The organism is Leclercia sp. W6 (assembly GCF_003336345.1).
Lineage (GTDB): Bacteria > Pseudomonadota > Gammaproteobacteria > Enterobacterales > Enterobacteriaceae > Enterobacter.
In genome coordinates this window covers 4,227,495-4,244,821 of record NZ_CP031104.1, presented here as the reverse complement: position 1 = coordinate 4,244,821, position 17,327 = coordinate 4,227,495, and the positions used below count along the sequence as shown (strand labels likewise).

Annotated in this window: 20 protein-coding genes; 6 read left to right on the top strand and 14 right to left on the bottom strand. The window is 53.9% G+C overall.

What is annotated here, in order from left to right; translation table 11 throughout:
• Nucleotides 1-106: 106 nt before the first annotated feature.
• The 4 genes from glmM to rlmE all read right to left on the bottom strand — a co-directional run bounded on the left by glmM (nt 107) and on the right by rlmE (nt 5,042).
• Entirely contained in the window at nt 107-1,444 is a 1,338-nt protein-coding gene (gene glmM, locus DVA43_RS20820) for a phosphoglucosamine mutase (protein WP_114316585.1), read from the bottom strand.
• A complete protein-coding gene (folP, locus tag DVA43_RS20815) occupies nt 1,437-2,285 on the bottom strand; it encodes a dihydropteroate synthase (RefSeq protein ID WP_103177172.1) in 849 nt (282 codons plus the stop codon). Before folP ends, glmM begins: the two co-directional genes overlap by 8 nt.
• 93 nt (nt 2,286-2,378) lie before the next feature.
• A complete protein-coding gene (gene ftsH / locus DVA43_RS20810; protein WP_039031647.1) occupies nt 2,379-4,313 on the bottom strand; it encodes an ATP-dependent zinc metalloprotease FtsH in 1,935 nt (644 codons plus the stop codon).
• 102 nt (nt 4,314-4,415) lie between these two features.
• Nucleotides 4,416-5,042: a 23S rRNA (uridine(2552)-2'-O)-methyltransferase RlmE gene (gene rlmE, locus DVA43_RS20805; protein ID WP_103177173.1), complete on the bottom strand. Its 627-nt coding sequence runs from the start codon at nt 5,040-5,042 to the stop codon at nt 4,416-4,418.
• Between the two features lie 122 nt (nt 5,043-5,164).
• On the opposite strand from rlmE, the gene yhbY reads away from it, so the two are divergent.
• Nucleotides 5,165-5,458, top strand: coding sequence for a ribosome assembly RNA-binding protein YhbY (yhbY, locus tag DVA43_RS20800; RefSeq protein WP_032614629.1), 294 nt, complete (start codon nt 5,165-5,167; stop codon nt 5,456-5,458).
• A gap of 152 nt (nt 5,459-5,610) precedes the next feature.
• Here the strand turns inward: yhbY and greA are convergent, their stop codons facing one another.
• Entirely contained in the window at nt 5,611-6,087 is a 477-nt protein-coding gene (gene greA, locus DVA43_RS20795; protein WP_103177174.1) for a transcription elongation factor GreA, read from the bottom strand.
• Nucleotides 6,088-6,333: 246 nt separating this feature from the next.
• On the opposite strand from greA, the gene dacB reads away from it, so the two are divergent.
• Genes dacB through pmrB form a run of 3 tightly spaced genes read left to right on the top strand, consistent with a single transcriptional unit; the run spans nt 6,334 to nt 9,472 of the window.
• Nucleotides 6,334-7,767 carry a serine-type D-Ala-D-Ala carboxypeptidase gene (gene dacB / locus DVA43_RS20790; RefSeq protein ID WP_103824925.1) on the top strand — a complete coding sequence of 478 codons (1,434 nt, stop codon included), beginning with the start codon at nt 6,334-6,336 and terminating at the stop codon, nt 7,765-7,767.
• A gap of 2 nt (nt 7,768-7,769) precedes the next feature.
• Complete coding sequence (pmrA, locus tag DVA43_RS20785) at nt 7,770-8,432, top strand: two-component system response regulator PmrA (RefSeq protein WP_103177176.1); 663 nt, start codon at nt 7,770-7,772, stop codon at nt 8,430-8,432.
• Nucleotides 8,429-9,472: a two-component system sensor histidine kinase PmrB gene (gene pmrB, locus DVA43_RS20780; RefSeq protein ID WP_114316584.1), complete on the top strand. Its 1,044-nt coding sequence runs from the start codon at nt 8,429-8,431 to the stop codon at nt 9,470-9,472. The genes pmrA and pmrB overlap by 4 nt, the downstream gene beginning before the upstream one ends.
• A 32-nt stretch (nt 9,473-9,504) precedes the next feature.
• Here the strand turns inward: pmrB and cgtA are convergent, their stop codons facing one another.
• From cgtA to rplU, 4 genes are all read right to left on the bottom strand, one after another.
• Nucleotides 9,505-10,677, bottom strand: a complete 1,173-nt coding sequence (gene cgtA, locus DVA43_RS20775) for an Obg family GTPase CgtA (protein ID WP_103177178.1) — start codon at nt 10,675-10,677, stop codon at nt 9,505-9,507.
• Nucleotides 10,674-11,648 (bottom strand): DMT family transporter, encoded by a 975-nt coding sequence (locus DVA43_RS20770; RefSeq protein WP_103824928.1) that lies wholly within the window; start codon nt 11,646-11,648, stop codon nt 10,674-10,676. The genes cgtA and DVA43_RS20770 overlap by 4 nt, the downstream gene beginning before the upstream one ends.
• A gap of 96 nt (nt 11,649-11,744) precedes the next feature.
• Nucleotides 11,745-12,002, bottom strand: coding sequence for a 50S ribosomal protein L27 (gene rpmA, locus DVA43_RS20765; RefSeq protein ID WP_007673187.1), 258 nt, complete (start codon nt 12,000-12,002; stop codon nt 11,745-11,747).
• A 19-nt stretch (nt 12,003-12,021) separates the two neighbouring features.
• Nucleotides 12,022-12,333, bottom strand: a complete 312-nt coding sequence (gene rplU / locus DVA43_RS20760) for a 50S ribosomal protein L21 (protein WP_042325074.1) — start codon at nt 12,331-12,333, stop codon at nt 12,022-12,024.
• A 256-nt stretch (nt 12,334-12,589) separates the two neighbouring features.
• Here rplU and ispB point away from each other — a divergent pair, with 256 nt between their 5' ends.
• Complete coding sequence (gene ispB, locus DVA43_RS20755) at nt 12,590-13,561, top strand: octaprenyl diphosphate synthase (RefSeq protein ID WP_103824929.1); 972 nt, start codon at nt 12,590-12,592, stop codon at nt 13,559-13,561.
• A gap of 229 nt (nt 13,562-13,790) precedes the next feature.
• Nucleotides 13,791-14,078, top strand: coding sequence for a DNA-binding transcriptional regulator SfsB (sfsB, locus tag DVA43_RS20750; protein ID WP_103824930.1), 288 nt, complete (start codon nt 13,791-13,793; stop codon nt 14,076-14,078).
• Nucleotides 14,079-14,138: 60 nt separating this feature from the next.
• Here sfsB and murA read toward each other — a convergent pair whose 3' ends face one another.
• The 5 genes from murA to mlaD all read right to left on the bottom strand — a co-directional run bounded on the left by murA (nt 14,139) and on the right by mlaD (nt 17,324).
• Nucleotides 14,139-15,398 (bottom strand): UDP-N-acetylglucosamine 1-carboxyvinyltransferase, encoded by a 1,260-nt coding sequence (gene murA, locus DVA43_RS20745; RefSeq protein ID WP_114316583.1) that lies wholly within the window; start codon nt 15,396-15,398, stop codon nt 14,139-14,141.
• 52 nt (nt 15,399-15,450) lie between these two features.
• Nucleotides 15,451-15,705 carry a BolA family iron metabolism protein IbaG gene (gene ibaG / locus DVA43_RS20740; protein WP_103177182.1) on the bottom strand — a complete coding sequence of 85 codons (255 nt, stop codon included), beginning with the start codon at nt 15,703-15,705 and terminating at the stop codon, nt 15,451-15,453.
• Between the two features lie 126 nt (nt 15,706-15,831).
• Complete coding sequence (mlaB, locus tag DVA43_RS20735) at nt 15,832-16,125, bottom strand: lipid asymmetry maintenance protein MlaB (RefSeq protein ID WP_103177183.1); 294 nt, start codon at nt 16,123-16,125, stop codon at nt 15,832-15,834.
• Nucleotides 16,125-16,760, bottom strand: coding sequence for a phospholipid-binding protein MlaC (gene mlaC, locus DVA43_RS20730; RefSeq protein WP_103177184.1), 636 nt, complete (start codon nt 16,758-16,760; stop codon nt 16,125-16,127). Before mlaC ends, mlaB begins: the two co-directional genes overlap by 1 nt.
• A gap of 3 nt (nt 16,761-16,763) precedes the next feature.
• Complete coding sequence (mlaD, locus tag DVA43_RS20725; protein ID WP_103824983.1) at nt 16,764-17,324, bottom strand: outer membrane lipid asymmetry maintenance protein MlaD; 561 nt, start codon at nt 17,322-17,324, stop codon at nt 16,764-16,766.
• Nucleotides 17,325-17,327: the final 3 nt, after the last annotated feature.

Sequence of the window (17,327 nt, the reverse complement as noted above, 5' to 3'; positions counted from 1 at the left end):
GGGCAATTTCAGCTCATTGTATCAAGTGCGGAAAAAAACAGCAAAACCGCCACAACTGTACAAAACAAAGGCGGCATAAGCCGCCTTTTTAAACACTTACCAGAGGTTACGCAGCTTTTACCGCATCAGCGATGCGATGGGCAAACTCGGTGACCTGTGCTTCGTCTTCCCCTTCCACCATCACACGGATCAGCGGTTCGGTACCCGACTTACGCAGCAGAACACGGCCACGGGAGCCCAACGCAGCTTCCACTTCAGCCATCACCGCTTTCACGTTGTCATTTTCCAGCGGATCGCCTTTACCGGCCGTAAAGCGAACGTTGACCAGGATCTGCGGGAACATTTTCATTCCGCTGCACAGATCGTGCAGGGACATATGGTTACGCACCATCGCTGCCACAACCTGCAGGCTCGCCACGATCCCGTCACCGGTGGTGGTTTTGTCGAGCAGGATCACGTGACCGGAGTTCTCCGCACCGATGCGCCAGCCTTTCTCCTGCAGTTTTTCCAGTACGTAACGGTCGCCAACCTTCGCGCGCGCAAACGGGATACCCAACTGCTTGAGCGCCAGCTCCAGGCCCATGTTGCTCATCAGCGTTCCAACGGCGCCACCGCGCAGCTGTCCCTGACGCAGACCTTCACGGGCGATGATATAGAGGATCTGGTCGCCATCGACTTTATTGCCTTCATGGTCAACCATGATGACGCGGTCACCATCGCCATCGTAAGCAATCCCGAGATCGGCCTTCTCCGCCAGTACGCGCGCCTGCAGAGCGCGAACATCCGTTGCACCTACCTCGGCATTGATATTCAGACCGTTTGGCTCGCAACCGATGGCAACAACCTGTGCGCCCAGTTCGCGGAATACGTTAGGGGCGATGTGGTAGGTTGCACCGTTAGCGCAGTCCACCACGATTTTCAGATGACCCAGGCTGAGTTCGTTCGGGAAGGTGCCTTTGCAAAATTCAATATAGCGACCCGCAGCATCGACGATACGGCTGGCTTTACCCAGCTCAGCGGAGTCAACGCAGGTCAGCTCTTTTTCCATTTCCGCTTCAATCGCTTCTTCAACGTCATCCGGCAGTTTGGTGCCGTCAATGGAGAAGAATTTGATGCCGTTATCGTAGAACGGGTTATGCGAGGCAGAGATCACGATGCCCGCTTCGGCACGGAACGCGCGGGTCAGATAGGCCACTGCGGGGGTTGGCATAGGGCCCGTGAAAGAGGCGGAGAGCCCAGCGGCAGACAGACCCGCTTCCAGTGCGGATTCGAGCATGTAACCGGAAATACGCGTATCTTTACCGATAATGATTTTGCGCGAACCGTGGCTTGCCAGCACCTTGCCAGCCGCCCAGCCTAACTTCAGTACAAACTCAGGAGTGATTGGCGCATCGCCCACGCGTCCACGAATGCCGTCGGTACCAAAAAATTTACGATTACTCATAGCGGGAGTTTTCCTTAGCTGCCAGTGTGGCTTCCACCACTCGCATGGCTTCTGCTGTTTCTTTTACGTCATGGACGCGAATTATATGTGCTCCCTGCATCGCTGCAATCACCGCACAGGCCAGACTGCCACTCAGACGTTCTGATGGCCCAACGTTAAGCAGTTGGCCTATCATTGATTTTCTCGACATTCCGACCAGCAGCGGCAGGCCAAAATGGTGAAACTCCGATAAGCGCGCAAGAAGTTCGTAGTTGTGAGAGAGATTTTTACCGAAACCGAAGCCCGGGTCGAGCAGCAATTTCGCTTTTGCGATACCGGCACGTTCACAGCGCGCAATATGCTCTTCAAAGTAGCGGTTCACGTCCGCAAACACGTCGCTGTATTTCGGCGCATCCTGCATGGTTTTCGGCTGGCCCTGCATATGCATCAGGCATACCGGTAACCCGGTCTCGGCAGCCGCTTCAAGCGCACCGGGCTCGGTGAGGGAGCGAACGTCATTGATAATGTGAGCGCCCACTCTTGCCGATTCGCGAATCACCTCGGGTTTGGAGGTATCGACAGAGATCCAGACTTCGAAGCGCTGAGCGATCGCCTCAACGACCGGGATAACGCGCGATAACTCTTCATCAACGCTGACATCCGCAGCCCCAGGTCGCGTTGACTCTCCACCTACGTCGATGATCGTCGCGCCAGCGTTGATCATCAGATTCGCATGCCTGACCGCATCGATAAGCGAGTTATGCGTGCCGCCATCGGAAAAAGAGTCTGGCGTGACGTTCAGGATCCCCATCACATGGGGATGAGAAAGATCGAGATAAGAATCCTGGGCGAAGAGTTTCATAGCAAGTCCCTGATTTTTGGTTAAGCAGACAAGAAAAAACCCGGGGCAAGCCCCAGGGTTTCAGGTTAAGAGAAGATCATTGACAGCGGTGGCTTATTTATCGCCCAACTGTTCTGACATGGTGTTACCCGGGTTTGGCGTACGCGGTTCATCGACCGGACGCGGCGCACGTGGCGTACCGTTGTTGTCAGAGTTGTTAGAGGCACCTGGATCTTCCCAGCCCGCAGGCGGACGAACATCACGGCGAGCCATCAGGTCGTCAATCTGCGGCGCATCGATGGTCTCATATTTCATGAGCGCATCTTTCATGGCGTGCAGGATATCCATATTGTCATTCAGGATCTGACGGGCGCGACCGTAGTTACGTTCAATCAGCGCTTTCACTTCCTGGTCGATGATACGAGCAGTCTCATCGGACATATGTTTCGCTTTCGCCACGCTGCGGCCAAGGAACACTTCGCCTTCTTCTTCCGCATAGAGCAGCGGACCAAGTTTGTCGGAGAAGCCCCACTGGGTCACCATGTTACGCGCCAGGTTGGTCGCGACTTTAATGTCGTTAGACGCACCGGTCGAAACATGTTCCACACCGTAGATAATCTCTTCTGCCAGACGACCACCGTAGAGGGTTGAAATCTGGCTTTCCAGTTTCTGGCGGCTGGCACTGATTGCATCGCCTTCCGGCAGGAAGAACGTAACGCCCAGCGCACGGCCACGTGGAATAATCGTCACTTTATGCACCGGATCGTGTTCCGGCACCAGGCGACCGATAATCGCGTGACCCGCTTCGTGGTAAGCCGTGGACTCTTTCTGCGCTTCCGTCATCACCATGGAGCGACGTTCCGCACCCATCATGATTTTGTCTTTCGCTTTCTCGAACTCCACCATGGAGACCACACGCTTGTTGCCGCGGGCAGCAAACAGTGCAGCTTCGTTCACCAGGTTAGCCAGATCCGCACCGGAGAAGCCCGGGGTACCGCGTGCAATAATTGCCGCATCGATGTCCGGAGAGAGCGGTACGCGACGCATATGCACTTTCAGGATCTGCTCACGACCACGAACGTCTGGCAGACCAACCACAACCTGACGGTCAAAACGACCTGGACGCAGCAGCGCAGGGTCAAGAACGTCCGGACGGTTAGTTGCCGCGATAACAATAATGCCTTCGTTACCTTCAAAGCCATCCATCTCAACCAGCATCTGGTTCAGCGTCTGCTCACGTTCATCGTGACCACCGCCCAGGCCCGCGCCACGCTGGCGGCCTACGGCGTCGATTTCATCGATGAAGATGATGCACGGTGCGGCTTTCTTGGCCTGTTCGAACATGTCACGCACACGAGATGCACCCACACCCACGAACATTTCAACGAAGTCAGAACCGGAAATGGTAAAGAACGGCACCTTCGCTTCACCTGCGATGGCTTTCGCCAGCAGGGTTTTACCGGTACCAGGAGGACCTACCATCAGAACGCCTTTCGGGATCTTACCGCCCAGTTTCTGGAAACGGCTCGGCTCACGCAGGTATTCAACCAGTTCACCCACCTCTTCTTTCGCTTCGTCGCAACCTGCAACGTCAGCAAAAGTGGTTTTGATCTGGTCTTCCGTCAGCATACGCGCCTTGCTCTTGCCGAACGACATGGCGCCTTTGCCACCGCCGCCCTGCATCTGACGCATAAAGAAGATCCAGACGCCGATAAGCAGCAGCATCGGGAACCAGGAAATGAAGATAGAAGCCAGCAGGCTTGGCTCTTCCGGCGGCTCGCCGACAACCTTAACGTTTTTAGTCAGCAGGTTATCAAGCAGCTTAGGATCGTTCACCGGAATGTAAGTCGTGTAACGGTTACTATCTTTCTTGGTAACGTTGATCTCACGTCCGTTGATACGCGCTTCGCGAACCTGATCCTGGTTGACCTCTTGCAGGAAGGTAGAGTAGTCCACCTTACGGCCATTAGACTCGCTGGGCCCAAAGCTCTGGAATACTGACATCAGCACAACGGCAATGACCAGCCAGAGTATTAGGTTTTTCGCCATGTCACTCAAGGGATTAACCTCTTATTACAACTGTGTTAAAAACAGCGTCAGGATACTCTGTATCCGATTTATTTCAAACTTTCGCCTGAAATTCACCGGTTATCATTTTCGCCCGGTCGCTACAATATACACTTCACGTGAACGCGCACGCGAAGAGTCCGGTTTACGAACTTTGACCTTCGTAAACAGGGAGCGAATTTCCTTCAGATACTCCTCGAAACCTTCGCCCTGGAACACCTTTACTAAAAAACTACCACCCGGCGCTAATACATCACGACACATTTCTAACGCCAGTTCTACCAGATACATGGAGCGGGGGATATCCACCGCCGGTGTTCCGCACATATTTGGCGCCATATCGGACATGACAACCTGAACTTTACTGTCACCTACCCGTTCAAGTAACGCTTTCAGTACTAATTCATCACGAAAATCGCCCTGAAGGAAGTCCACACCAACGATAGGATCCATAGGTAAAAGATCGCAGGCGATAATTCGGCCCGTTCCGCCGATTTGCGTTACCGCATATTGCGACCATCCACCGGGCGCTGCACCGAGGTCAACAACTGTCATCCCCGGTTTAAAGAGTTTGTCACTTTGCTGTATTTCATCAAGTTTAAACCAGGCACGGGAACGTAACCCCTTTTTCTGTGCCTGTTGAACATATTTATCGCTAAAGTGTTCCTGGAGCCAGCGGCTCGAGCTAGCAGAACGCTTTTTACCTGTCATTTAACTTTCCGTCCTGGTTCATCGTAGCCTGTGGTGTAAATTTCCACTCAGCAATTTGGCGATATTAGGGAGATGGCGGTAGAATGAACCGTTTTCAATCCCAACGTAAGCAAAAATATACGATGAATCTGAGTACTAAACAAAAACAGCACCTTAAAGGTCTGGCACATCCGCTCAAGCCTGTAGTTATGCTTGGCAACAATGGTTTGACCGAAGGGGTACTGGCCGAGATTGAACAAGCGCTGGAGCACCACGAATTAATCAAGGTGAAAATTGCCTCTGAAGACAGAGACACCAAGACCTTGATCGTGGAAGCAATCGTGCGCGAGACCGGCGCCTGTAATGTACAGGTCATCGGTAAAACGCTGGTGCTCTACCGCCCATCTAAAGAGCGTAAAATCTCGCTGCCACGCTAAGATTATCCTGAATTGAACACATTTACTGTGTAAAACGAGGGGTTTTTCTTTAGCAGGTGAGCAAAATGCCATGCTCCTTGAGTTGATAAAAGGCCGCTATGCGGCCTTTTTCCTATCTTTACAATCTATCAACATCTGTCCGGGGATGCGAATTACAGGTAATCAACCTTGGTAATTTCGAATTCCACTTCGCCGCCTGGCGTACGGATAGTGACAACATCGTCCTGCTCTTTACCCACCAGACCGCGTGCGATTGGCGAGTTTACTGAGATCAGATTCTGCTTAAAATCAGCCTCGTCATCACCCACGATGCGGTAGGAGACCTCTTCGTCCGTATCCAGGTTAATCACGGTGACGGTAGAGCCAAAAATCACGCGTCCGTTATTTGGCATTTTTGTGATATCAATCACCTGCGCATTTGACAGCTTGGCTTCGATATCTTTGATACGCCCTTCGCAGAACCCCTGCTGCTCACGCGCGGCGTGATACTCAGCATTCTCTTTCAGATCGCCATGCTCACGTGCTTCCGCAATGGCGGCGATGATTTCAGGGCGGCGAACAGATTTCAAAAAATCCAGTTCTTCACGCAGTTTTTCAGCACCACGTAAGGTCATCGGAATAGCTTGCATTTGTTATACCTCTTTGACATTCCTGTTAGGTACGGTTAACCGACCCGACTACTGGCCCCGCAGGCATCACAGCCTGGCACAGGTCAGAAGCAAAAGAAAACTGACCCGGAAACAATGTCCCAGGTCAGCAGCAATTTTTCAGTTTGATACGTATTTTAACGCGAAGTTCAGTATGGGTCATCGTTTACTTTACAGGGCGTTGGGCCGTAGTATGACGGTTTGTTTCCGGGTTGTTAGCGCGAGATTATGCGATTTTCCAGATTTATCATCGGATTGACCACCACTATTGCGTTCACTGTCCAGGCAGCGAACGTTGACGAGTACATTAATCAGCTGCCCGATGGCGCCAATCTTGCCCTGGTCGTGCAAAAGGTGGGGGCTCAGGCGCCTGAGATTGATTATCACAGCCAGCAGATGGCTCTGCCTGCCAGTACCCAAAAGGTGATCACGGCGCTGGCCGCCCTGCTGCAGCTTGGGCCTGACTTTCGTTTTACGACCACGCTTGAAAGCAAAGGCAACGTTGAGAACGGCGTGCTGAAAGGCGATCTTATTGCCCGTTTTGGCGGCGATCCGACATTTAAGCGTCAGGATATCCGCAACATGGTCGCCGTGCTAAAGAAGTCTGGTGTACAGCGCATTGAAGGCAATGTGCTTATCGATACATCCATTTTTGCCAGCCATGATAAAGCCCCCGGCTGGCCGTGGAATGACATGACCCAGTGCTTTAGCGCCCCGCCTGCGGCCGCGATCGTCGATCGCAACTGCTTCTCCATTTCGTTATACAGCGCCCCCAAACCGAACGATTTAGCCTTCATTCGGGTGGCCTCTTACTATCCGGTCAACATGTTCAGCCAGGTGCGTACCCTGGCGAAAGGTTCCCCGGAAGCGCAGTACTGCGAACTGGATGTCGTCCCGGGCGATTTGAACCGCTTTACCCTGACCGGCTGCCTGACGCAGCGGGCCGATCCGCTGCCGCTGGCCTTCGCCATTCAGGATGGCGCAAGCTATGCCGGGGCGATCCTCAAGAATGAACTGAAGCAGGCCAACATCACTTACAGCGGCACCCTGCTGCGTCAGACACAGAGCAACGAGCCCGGCACCGTGATTGCCAGTAAGCAGTCGGCGCCGCTGCACGATCTGCTGAAGATCATGCTGAAAAAATCGGACAACATGATCGCCGATACCGTATTTCGCATGATTGGGCATGCCCGCTTTGGCGTACCTGGTACCTGGCGTGCCGGTTCAGATGCGGTTCGTCAGATCCTCCGCCAGCAGGCTGGCATCGATCTTGGCAATACCATCGCGGTCGATGGTTCGGGTCTGTCGCGCCATAACCTGATCTCTCCTGCCACCATGATGCAGGTCCTTCAGTACATTGCTCAGCACGACACTGAACTAAACTTTATCTCAATGCTGCCGCTCGCCGGTTATGACGGCTCCCTGCAGTACCGTGCGGGCCTGCATGCCGCGGGCGTTGATGGCAAAGTCTCCGCCAAAACGGGCTCCCTGCAGGGGGTGTATAACCTTGCCGGGTTTATCACCACCGCCAGCGGACAGCGGATGGCATTTGTGCAGTATCTTTCTGGCTACGCGGTGGAACCTGCTGACCAACGTAACCGTCGTATCCCGCTGGTGCGCTTTGAAAGCCGGCTTTACAAGGACATTTATCAGAACAACTAGCGATGAAATTACTCATTGTTGAAGACGATCTGCTGTTGCAGGAAGGACTGGCGCTGGCGCTCTCGGCTGAAGGCTACACGCTTGATTGTGCGGGTACCGCCGCCGAAGCTGATGGCCTTATCCAGAGCGGCGAATACAGTCTGGTGATCCTCGATCTTGGCCTGCCGGATAAAGACGGCGCCACCCTGCTAAGCCAGTGGCGCCGACGGGGTATCGATAACCCTGTGCTGATCCTGACCGCCCGCGACGCACTGGAAGACCGGATAAACGGCCTGGACTCCGGCGCCGATGACTATCTGGTCAAGCCCTTTGCGCTGGCGGAACTCCAGGCGCGCGCCAGAGCGTTGATCCGGCGCTATCAGGGGCACAGCGATAACCTGCTCAGCGATGGCGATCTGACGTTAAATCTGCAAACCCAGCAGGTGTTACAGCAGTCCCAGCCGGTCGAAGTCACCCCTAAAGAGTTCGCCCTGTTAACCCGGCTGATTATGCGCACCGGACAGACCGTCCACCGGGAAACCTTACAGCAGGATATTTACTCCTGGCAGGACGACCCCGGCTCTAACACGCTGGAGGTGCATATCCATAATCTGCGACGCAAGCTGGGCAAAGACCGGATCAAAACGGTACGCGGCGTGGGATATCGCCTTGAGAGTCAAAAATGAACAGCATGCGCCGTCGTCTGATGGTGCTGTTGGCAGTCATTCTGCTTTTCTTTCAACTGGTCAGCGTCATCTGGCTCTGGCATGAGAGCCGGGAGCAAATTAGCTTTCTGGTGAGCGAGACGCTGTCGGCAAAATCCCGCAACCAGCATGTCGAGAAAGAGATCCGGGAGGCGATCGCCTCGTTGCTGGTCCCTTCGCTGGTGATGGTCGGGTTTACTCTACTCTTCTCTTTCTGGGCCGTCAGCTGGATCACCCGTCCGCTGAATCAGTTACGTACCAGCCTGGCGAACCGTTCTGCCGATAATCTTACGCCGCTGCCGATGTACTCCGATATGGAGGAAATTGGCGCCGTCACCACCTCGCTGAATCAGCTGCTCGCCCGACTGGATCAAACCATTCAGCAGGAGCGCCTGTTCACCGCTGATGCCGCGCATGAGCTGCGTACGCCCCTGGCGGGTATTCGACTGCATCTGGAGCTGATGGCGCAGTCAGGCTCGCCCCAGGCGACGACGCTGATTGCCCGAATCGATCAACTGATGCATACCGTAGAGCAACTGCTAATGCTGGCCCGGGCGGGGCAAGCTATGGCCAGCGGCCACTATGATACGGTTAACTGGAGCGAAGCCATTATTGCGCCGCTGGCACTGGAGAATGAGGCGAAAAGTCACACCCTGATCTGGCCGCAGGCGAGCCCACAGAACGTACAGGGCGATGCAATCCTGTTACGGCTGATGTTACGTAATTTGCTGGAAAACGCGGTGCGTTACAGCCCGGCGGGAACCACTATTGAAGTCGCCATGCAGGAGGTCGATGGCGGTACGCAGGTGAGCGTCAGCGATCAGGGACCAGGCATAGATGAAGCCCATCGCCAGTCGATTACCGAGCCGTTTCGCCGCATCGATCAACGCTATGGCGGTAGCGGGCTGGGGCTGAGCATCGTTCAGCGTATTATACAGCTGCATCGCGGCAAGCTGACGCTGGAAAATCGCCCCGAAGGCGGCTTGATAGTCACCTGCTGGCTGCCTGAAACACTGAATTAAAAAGCCCCCTTGATAGGGGGCTCTTGATGGTTTTAACGCTTATAGATGAATTCGACACCTTCTTCGTCATCTTCATCCCAGTCGTCATCCCACTCTTCGTCGTCTTCTTCCACCTGCTCTTCAAGCTGCTGACGGTGGTAGTCATCCCACATGAATTCGACTTTCTCAGGCTGTTTCGCTTCTTCTGCCTGCGTTACCGGGTTCTCGATGATGAAGGTCATCACATCCCAGCACAGCTCTTTCACGCCCATCTGGCTTGCGGCGGAGATGAGATAGTACTTGTCTTCCCAGCCCATCGCTTCGGCAATGGCTTTCGCCTTCGCTTCGGCTTCCGCTTTATCCATCAGGTCGATCTTGTTAAAGACCAGCCAGCGCGGCTTGGCAGCCAGTTTGTCGCTGTATTTTTCCAGCTCGCCGATAATGATACGGGCGTTTTCCACCGGATCGGAACCGTCGATAGGATCGATATCGATGAGGTGCAGCAGAACGCGGCAACGCTCAAGGTGCTTCAGGAAGCGAATACCTAAGCCCGCCCCTTCGGCAGCGCCTTCGATCAGGCCCGGGATATCGGCCACGACGAAGCTCTTCTCGTTATCCATACGCACTACGCCGAGGCTTGGTACCAGGGTCGTAAACGGATAGTCGGCCACTTTAGGTTTGGCCGCAGAGACAGCACGGATAAAGGTGGATTTACCTGCGTTTGGCATCCCCAGCATACCCACGTCCGCCAGCAGCATCAGTTCCAGCTGCAGATCGCGCTTATCACCCGGCGTACCCATCGTCTTCTGACGCGGCGTACGGTTAACGGAGGATTTGAAACGGGTATTACCCAGACCGTGCCAGCCGCCTTTTGCGACCATCAGGCGCTGACCATGTTTGGTCATATCACCCATGGTTTCGCCCGTGCCCTGATCGATAACACGCGTTCCGACAGGAACTTTAACCGTGACATCTTTCCCGCGTTTACCGGTACAGTCACGGCTCTGGCCGTTCTGACCGCGCTCAGCACGGAATGATTTTTCGAAACGGTAGTCGATCAGGGTGTTGAGGTTTTCATCCGCCTCTAACCAGACGTCACCGCCGTCGCCACCGTCGCCGCCATCAGGGCCGCCACGGGGAATGTATTTTTCGCGGCGGAAGCTTACGCAACCATTACCGCCATCACCTGCCACGACCAGGATCGTTGCTTCATCAACAAACTTCATTTTACTCTCCGTAAATCATTCGCCTGAGCGGGGGCCGCTTCATTTTTGCGCCAACGTCCCCAAAGACGATGACCAATGGCGGAATACATCGCGCCCGCAACCACGACAAACGCACCGAGATAAGCCAACAGGTTTAACATCGGTTTGACGAAGAAATCGGGCCAGGCCATTGATAATAAATCTGAAAATAACAGTGTAAACAGTGGTGTCAGCGTAATAAGCGCACTTACCTGCGCTGCCTGCCAGCGCGCCATCGCTTCTGCCAGCGCGCCATAACCCACTAATGTGTTCAGACCACAAAAGATCAGACACGCCAGCTGCCAGTCGCTTAACTGGGAGATGACTCCCGGCTTCGCCAGCGGCAACAGGGCAATAGTACATAAAGTGTACAGCAAAAACAGAATCTGCTGTGACGCCAGACGGCGTAATAACACCTTTTGCGCGACGCCATAACTCACCCATACCGCCGCCGCGCCCACCCCGAAAATTACACCCCAGGTGTAATCCGTCAGGCGGGTAAAAATCTCTATCAGACTGGTATTGAAGAACAACACCAGACCGCAAAGCAGCATCAGTGCCCCGATAATCTGCGTGCCGCGCATCTTCTCTTTCAGGATAAAGACGCTGGCAACCATCATGCCTACCGGCGAGAGCTGGCCAATAACCTGCGAGGCCGTAGGACTGAGGTATTGCAGGGAAGAACTGAACAGAATGAAGTTACCGAACAGACCACCTGTCGCAATCGCCAGCAGTACCAGCCAGCGCGGTTTGCGAAAGATACGCAGCGGAGGAAGCTTACCCTTTATCGCAAGGATAATGCCCAATCCAATACCGGCCATCAGGAAGCGGTAGAAGACCACCGTTGGCGGCTCCATCACTTCCAGTACCTGCTTCATTGCAATTGGCAGCGCACCCCAGCACATTGCGGTAGTGAGCGCCAAAAGAATACCAATGCCGGCCTGCTGCTTCATGCCCGTTTTCCCTACCGAAAAAATTACCGGGTTTCCAATGTAAAAAGCCCCGCAACACGTTGCGGGGCTTTAATCCGTTACCGGACCGAGAAAACCTTACTCAGCAACAATGCTGATGTATTTACGGTTGTTCGGGCCTTTAACTTCAAATTTCACTTTACCGTCTGCTTTAGCAAACAGAGTGTGGTCACGACCGCAACCTACGTTGTTACCAGCGTGGAATTTGGTGCCACGCTGACGAACGATGATGCTACCCGCCAGAACGGTTTCGCCACCGAAACGCTTAACGCCGAGGCGTTTAGCTTCTGAATCGCGACCGTTACGTGTGGAGCCGCCAGCCTTTTTATGTGCCATTTAAATCTCTCCTCAGGTCTTAGGCGCTGATGCCAGTAATTTTCACATCAGTGAACCACTGACGGTGGCCCTGCTGCTTACGGTAGTGTTTACGACGACGAAACTTAACGATTTTAACTTTCTCGCCACGACCATGAGCAACAACTTCAGCTTTGATAACGCCGCCATCAACGAAAGGAACGCCGATTTTGACTTCTTCACCGTTTGCGATCATCAGAACTTCAGCGAATTCAATAGATTCGCCAGTTGCGATGTCCAGCTTTTCCAGGCGAACGGTCTGACCTTCGCTTACTCGGTGTTGTTTACCACCACTTTGGAAAACCGCGTACATATAAACTCCGCTTCCGCGCACATCCTCGTGTGATTCAGAGTGCGCTATAAATATTCACAATAGGGCGCGAATATTACGCAAAACGCGAGCCTTTGACAAGTGCTACAGTCAATACATGAAGAAAAAAAACACAACACGTACGGTAACGTTTATCTGCCGCGTTTTTTCAGTACAATCAGCGCTACTATTGATAAACCGAACCCTTCGTTAGCCCATTTGATATGTGGTAAACAGGACTTAAAGCCCGGCTTTTGCGATGAATTTAGAAAAAATCAATGAGTTAACCGCGCAAGATATGGCGGGTGTGAATGCAGCGATCCTGGAGCAGCTCGATTCTGACGTTCAACTAATCAATCAGTTGGGTTATTACATCGTCAGCGGCGGGGGTAAACGCATCCGTCCAATGATCGCTGTGCTGGCCGCCCGAGCGGTCGGCTATCAGGAGAACGCGCACGTAACGATCGCAGCGCTGATCGAATTTATCCATACCGCCACGCTGCTGCATGATGACGTTGTCGATGAGTCCGATATGCGTCGTGGCAAAGCCACCGCCAACGCCGCGTTTGGTAATGCTGCCAGCGTGCTGGTAGGCGATTTTATCTATACGCGCGCCTTCCAGATGATGACCAGCCTGGGATCGCTGAAGATCCTGGAAGTGATGTCCAAAGCGGTGAACGTCATTGCGGAAGGCGAAGTTCTGCAGCTGATGAACGTCAACGACCCGGACATCACCGAAGAGAACTACATGCGGGTGATCTACAGCAAAACCGCTCGTCTGTTCGAAGCCGCTGCGCAGTGCTCCGGTATTCTGGCCGGCTGTACTGACGAGCAGGAGCGTGGGCTGCAGGATTACGGGCGCTACCTTGGCACCGCCTTCCAGCTGATTGACGATCTGCTCGACTACAGCGCCGATGGCGAAACGCTCGGCAAGAACGTCGGTGATGACCTGAACGAAGGCAAACCGACGCTGCCGCTGCTGCATGCTATGCGTCACGGCACCCCTGAACAGGCTAAGCTTATTCGCGAAGCGATTGAGCAAGGAAACGGTCGACATCTTCTGGAACCTGTACTGGAAGCAATGGCAACCTGTGGTTCCCTGGAATGGACGCGCCAGCGTGCTGAGGAAGAAGCGGATAAAGCCATCGCCGCACTTCAGGTCATCCCTGACAGCCCATGGCGAGACGCCCTGATCGGCCTCGCGCATATTGCTGTTCAGCGCGATCGATAACGCCCGATGAACTCTCTTTTATGTGAAAAGAGAGTTCTAGTAAGTTCCAATTTTTATCCATGAAACTGTTAAATAATCCCCTTACAGGCCGCATGATTAAAGCCCTGGTAAAATCCGAATATTGCCTCCTGTAATGCGAACTTTTTAGAACCGATGTTTGAAGAAGGTATAGTAACACTGTCATTTAAGAGGAAATGACGTACACGTACCCGAACAGAGGGATAGCTGAATGGATAAGAAATTTACCGACTGGCACTCGGCCGATATCATCGCCGCGCTGCGCAAAAAGGGAACATCACTTGCTGCAGAATCCCGCCGTAATGGCCTGAGTTCATCCACCCTGGCAAATGCGCTAACGCGCCCCTGGCCAAAGGGAGAACTGATCATTGCTACAGCGCTCGGCACCGACCCTTGGGTTATCTGGCCATCACGCTACCACGACCCCATCACTCACGAGTTTGTAGACAGAACGCGCATGATGCGCCATAAGAAACAAGAAAAAGAGCGCCAGGAATGACGCTCTTGTAAACGGGAATAGCAACCCCCCGGTCATTTTGGCAGGGGGCTGCCGGAACGATTACTCGCCTTTTACACGCTCAATATTTGCACCCAGAGCGCGCAGTTTATCTTCAATGCGTTCATAGCCGCGATCGATGTGATAAATACGATCCACCAGCGTCGTACCTTCCGCAATACAACCTGCCAGCACCAGGCTCGCAGAAGCACGCAGATCGGTTGCCATCACCTGAGCACCAGACAGTTTTTCTACGCCATGACAGATCACGGTGTTACTTTCGATCTCAGCGTGTGCGCCCATACGGATCAGTTCCGGTACATGCATAAAACGGTTTTCAAAGATCGTTTCAGTGATCACACCCGTCCCTTCCGCCATCAGGTTCAGCAGAGTAAACTGGGCCTGCATATCGGTCGGGAATGCCGGATGCGGAGAAGTACGCACGTTAACGGCTTTCGGACGTTTACCGTGCATATCCAGGCTGATCCAGTCTTCGCCGGTTTCAACATCGGCACCGGCTTCGCGGAGTTTTGCCAGTACCGCATCCAGCGTATCAGGCTGGGCGTTGCGGCAGACGATCTTACCGCCGGAGATGGCTGCGGCGACCAGGAAGGTCCCGGTTTCGATACGGTCAGGCAGGACGCGATATACGCCGCCACCCAGTCGCTCAACGCCTTCAATGGTAATACGGTCGGTGCCCTGACCGGTGATCTTCGCGCCCAGCGTATTCAGGAAGTTCGCAGTATCCACAATCTCCGGCTCGCGCGCGGCGTTCTCGATGATGGTGGTGCCTTCGGCCAGCGTCGCTGCGGACATGATGGTGACGGTAGCGCCAACGCTTACTTTGTCCATCACGATGTGGGCGCCTTTCAGACGGCCATTCACGGAGGCCTTCACGTAGCCCTCTTCCAGCTTAATTTCTGCGCCCAGCTTCTCAAGGCCAAAAATGTGCAGGTCCACCGGACGCGCGCCAATGGCGCAACCGCCCGGCAGAGAGACCTGGCCCTGTCCAAAACGAGCCACCAGCGGACCCAGCGCCCAGATGGATGCGCGCATGGTCTTCACCAGATCGTAAGGGGCGGAGAAGTTATTCACGTTGCTGGCATCGATCCATACGGATCCGTTACGCTCAACCTTGGTACCCAACTGGCCGAGCAGTTTCATGGTGGTATCAATGTCTTTCAGCTTTGGTACGTTCTGGATCTCTACCGGCTCTTCCGCAAGCAGTGCGGCGAAGAGGATCGGCAGCGCGGCATTTTTAGCGCCGGAAATTGTGACTTCGCCCTGGAGACGCGTCGGCCCCTGAACACGAAATTTGTCCATGTAATTACTCTCTGTATGAATTCAACCGTGCTGCGGGCAAATCACCCTCAGCTCAAAAACCGTTTAGTTTGCGATCGCGTGCCCACTCTGTAGGGGTAAACGCCTTAATCGACAGGGCATGGATACGATTATCCGCGATATATTCCATCAGCGGCGCATAGACAGCCTGCTGCTTCTTCACGCGGCTCATGCCGTCAAAAATCTCACCCACAGCAATAACCTGAAAGTGGCTGCCGTCGCCGGAGACGTGGACTTCCTGAAGGGCGAGTGCGTTCATCAGCACTGTCTGGATTTCATGATTTTCCATGGGTTCTATATCATCTGGTAGTGAAAACAAGCCCAACATCTTAGAGCAAAGTGGCGCGGTCTTAAATAAGCAAAAAGCCCCGACGATGAAACTGTCAGGGCTTTTGATAGTAACGTACTGAAAAAATTAGCGGGGCAATACGTCTTCCGGCAGATTATAGAGCTGGGCCAGGGTGACGACATTGTCGCTGACGCCCGAAAGCGTCACCGGGATGCCCTGCTGCTTGCCCGTTGAGACCAGATGAACCAGCAACGCCACACCCGCCGTATCCACACGAGAGATACCGCTCAGGTCGATTCGGGAAACTCCCTTCATGGCATCGTCCCGCGCATCCCAGAGAGGATTCAGATAATCCTGATCCAACTCGCCTGAGAGTAATAACGTCTCACCCTCACGGGTCCAGCTCAGCTGCGACATAATTACTTGTTTCCTTCCAGGGTAATTTTCTGACGTGCGATGCTGTTCAGCTGTGCGGTCAGACCATCAATGCCCTTGGTACGCAGCAGATCGCTCCATTCGTTCTGCTTGGTGGTGATCATGCTGACGCCTTCGGCAATCATGTCGTAAGCCTGCCAGTTACCGCTCTGGGTATTCTTACGCCACTGGAAATCCAGACGCACTGGCGGACGACCGTTCGGATCGACGATGGTCACGCGGATAGGCACGATGGTCGCAGAACCCAGCGGCTGCTCCGGTGCGATCTGATACGTCTGACCGTGGTACATGGCAAGAGCCTGACCGTAGGCCTGCTTCAGATATTCACGGAACGCAGCGAAATAGGCTTCGCGCTGCGCAGGCGTTGCGTCTTTGTAGTAACGGCCCAGCACCAGCGCACCGGCATATTTCACCTGGACATAGGGCAGCAATTCCTGGTCAACCACATCACGCAGATAGTCAGGATTGGAGCGGATCTTTGGCTGCTCATTTTTAAGGCGATCGAAGGTTTTCTTTGCTGCCTCATTCATCTGTTGATAAGGATTGCTCTGATCGGCTGCGTTAGCTGCAGTCAGAGGGGCAATCATCAGCATGGCAACCATTAACAGTCGTTTAATCATGAATTACTTCTCCTGAGATGAATTCGTCGTGCCAACAGGCGGCGTAATGTCACTCTGCGCAGGGGTCTGCGCAGCTTGATTCTCGTCACCCCCTTTACTGTTGCTGTTGTAAAGGAACTGACCAATCATATCTTCCAGCACCATGGCTGACTTCGTATCCTGAATCACGCCACCGTCCTTAAGGATAGACGTTCCCAGTTCGGGATCGTCAAAACCGATGTTCAGCGCCAGGTATTGTTCCCCTAACAGGCCGGATGTACGGATAGAGAGGGAGCTGGTATCCGGGATGTGGTTGTAACGTTCTTCAATATCCAGCGCGACGCGCGGCAGATAGGTTTTCTCATCGAGGGTGATATCGGCCACACGCCCTACCACTACCCCGCCAATACGCACCGGAGAACGGCTCTTCAGGCCACCGATGTTATCGAAGGTGGCATAAATGCGGTATGTCGGCTCGGTGCGGATGGTCGTTACGTCCGCCACTTTAAAGCTTAAAAAGAGTGCTGCCAGCAGCGCCAGCAGGACAAATACGCCAACCCAAATTTCTACTTTTTTCGTTTGCATGAA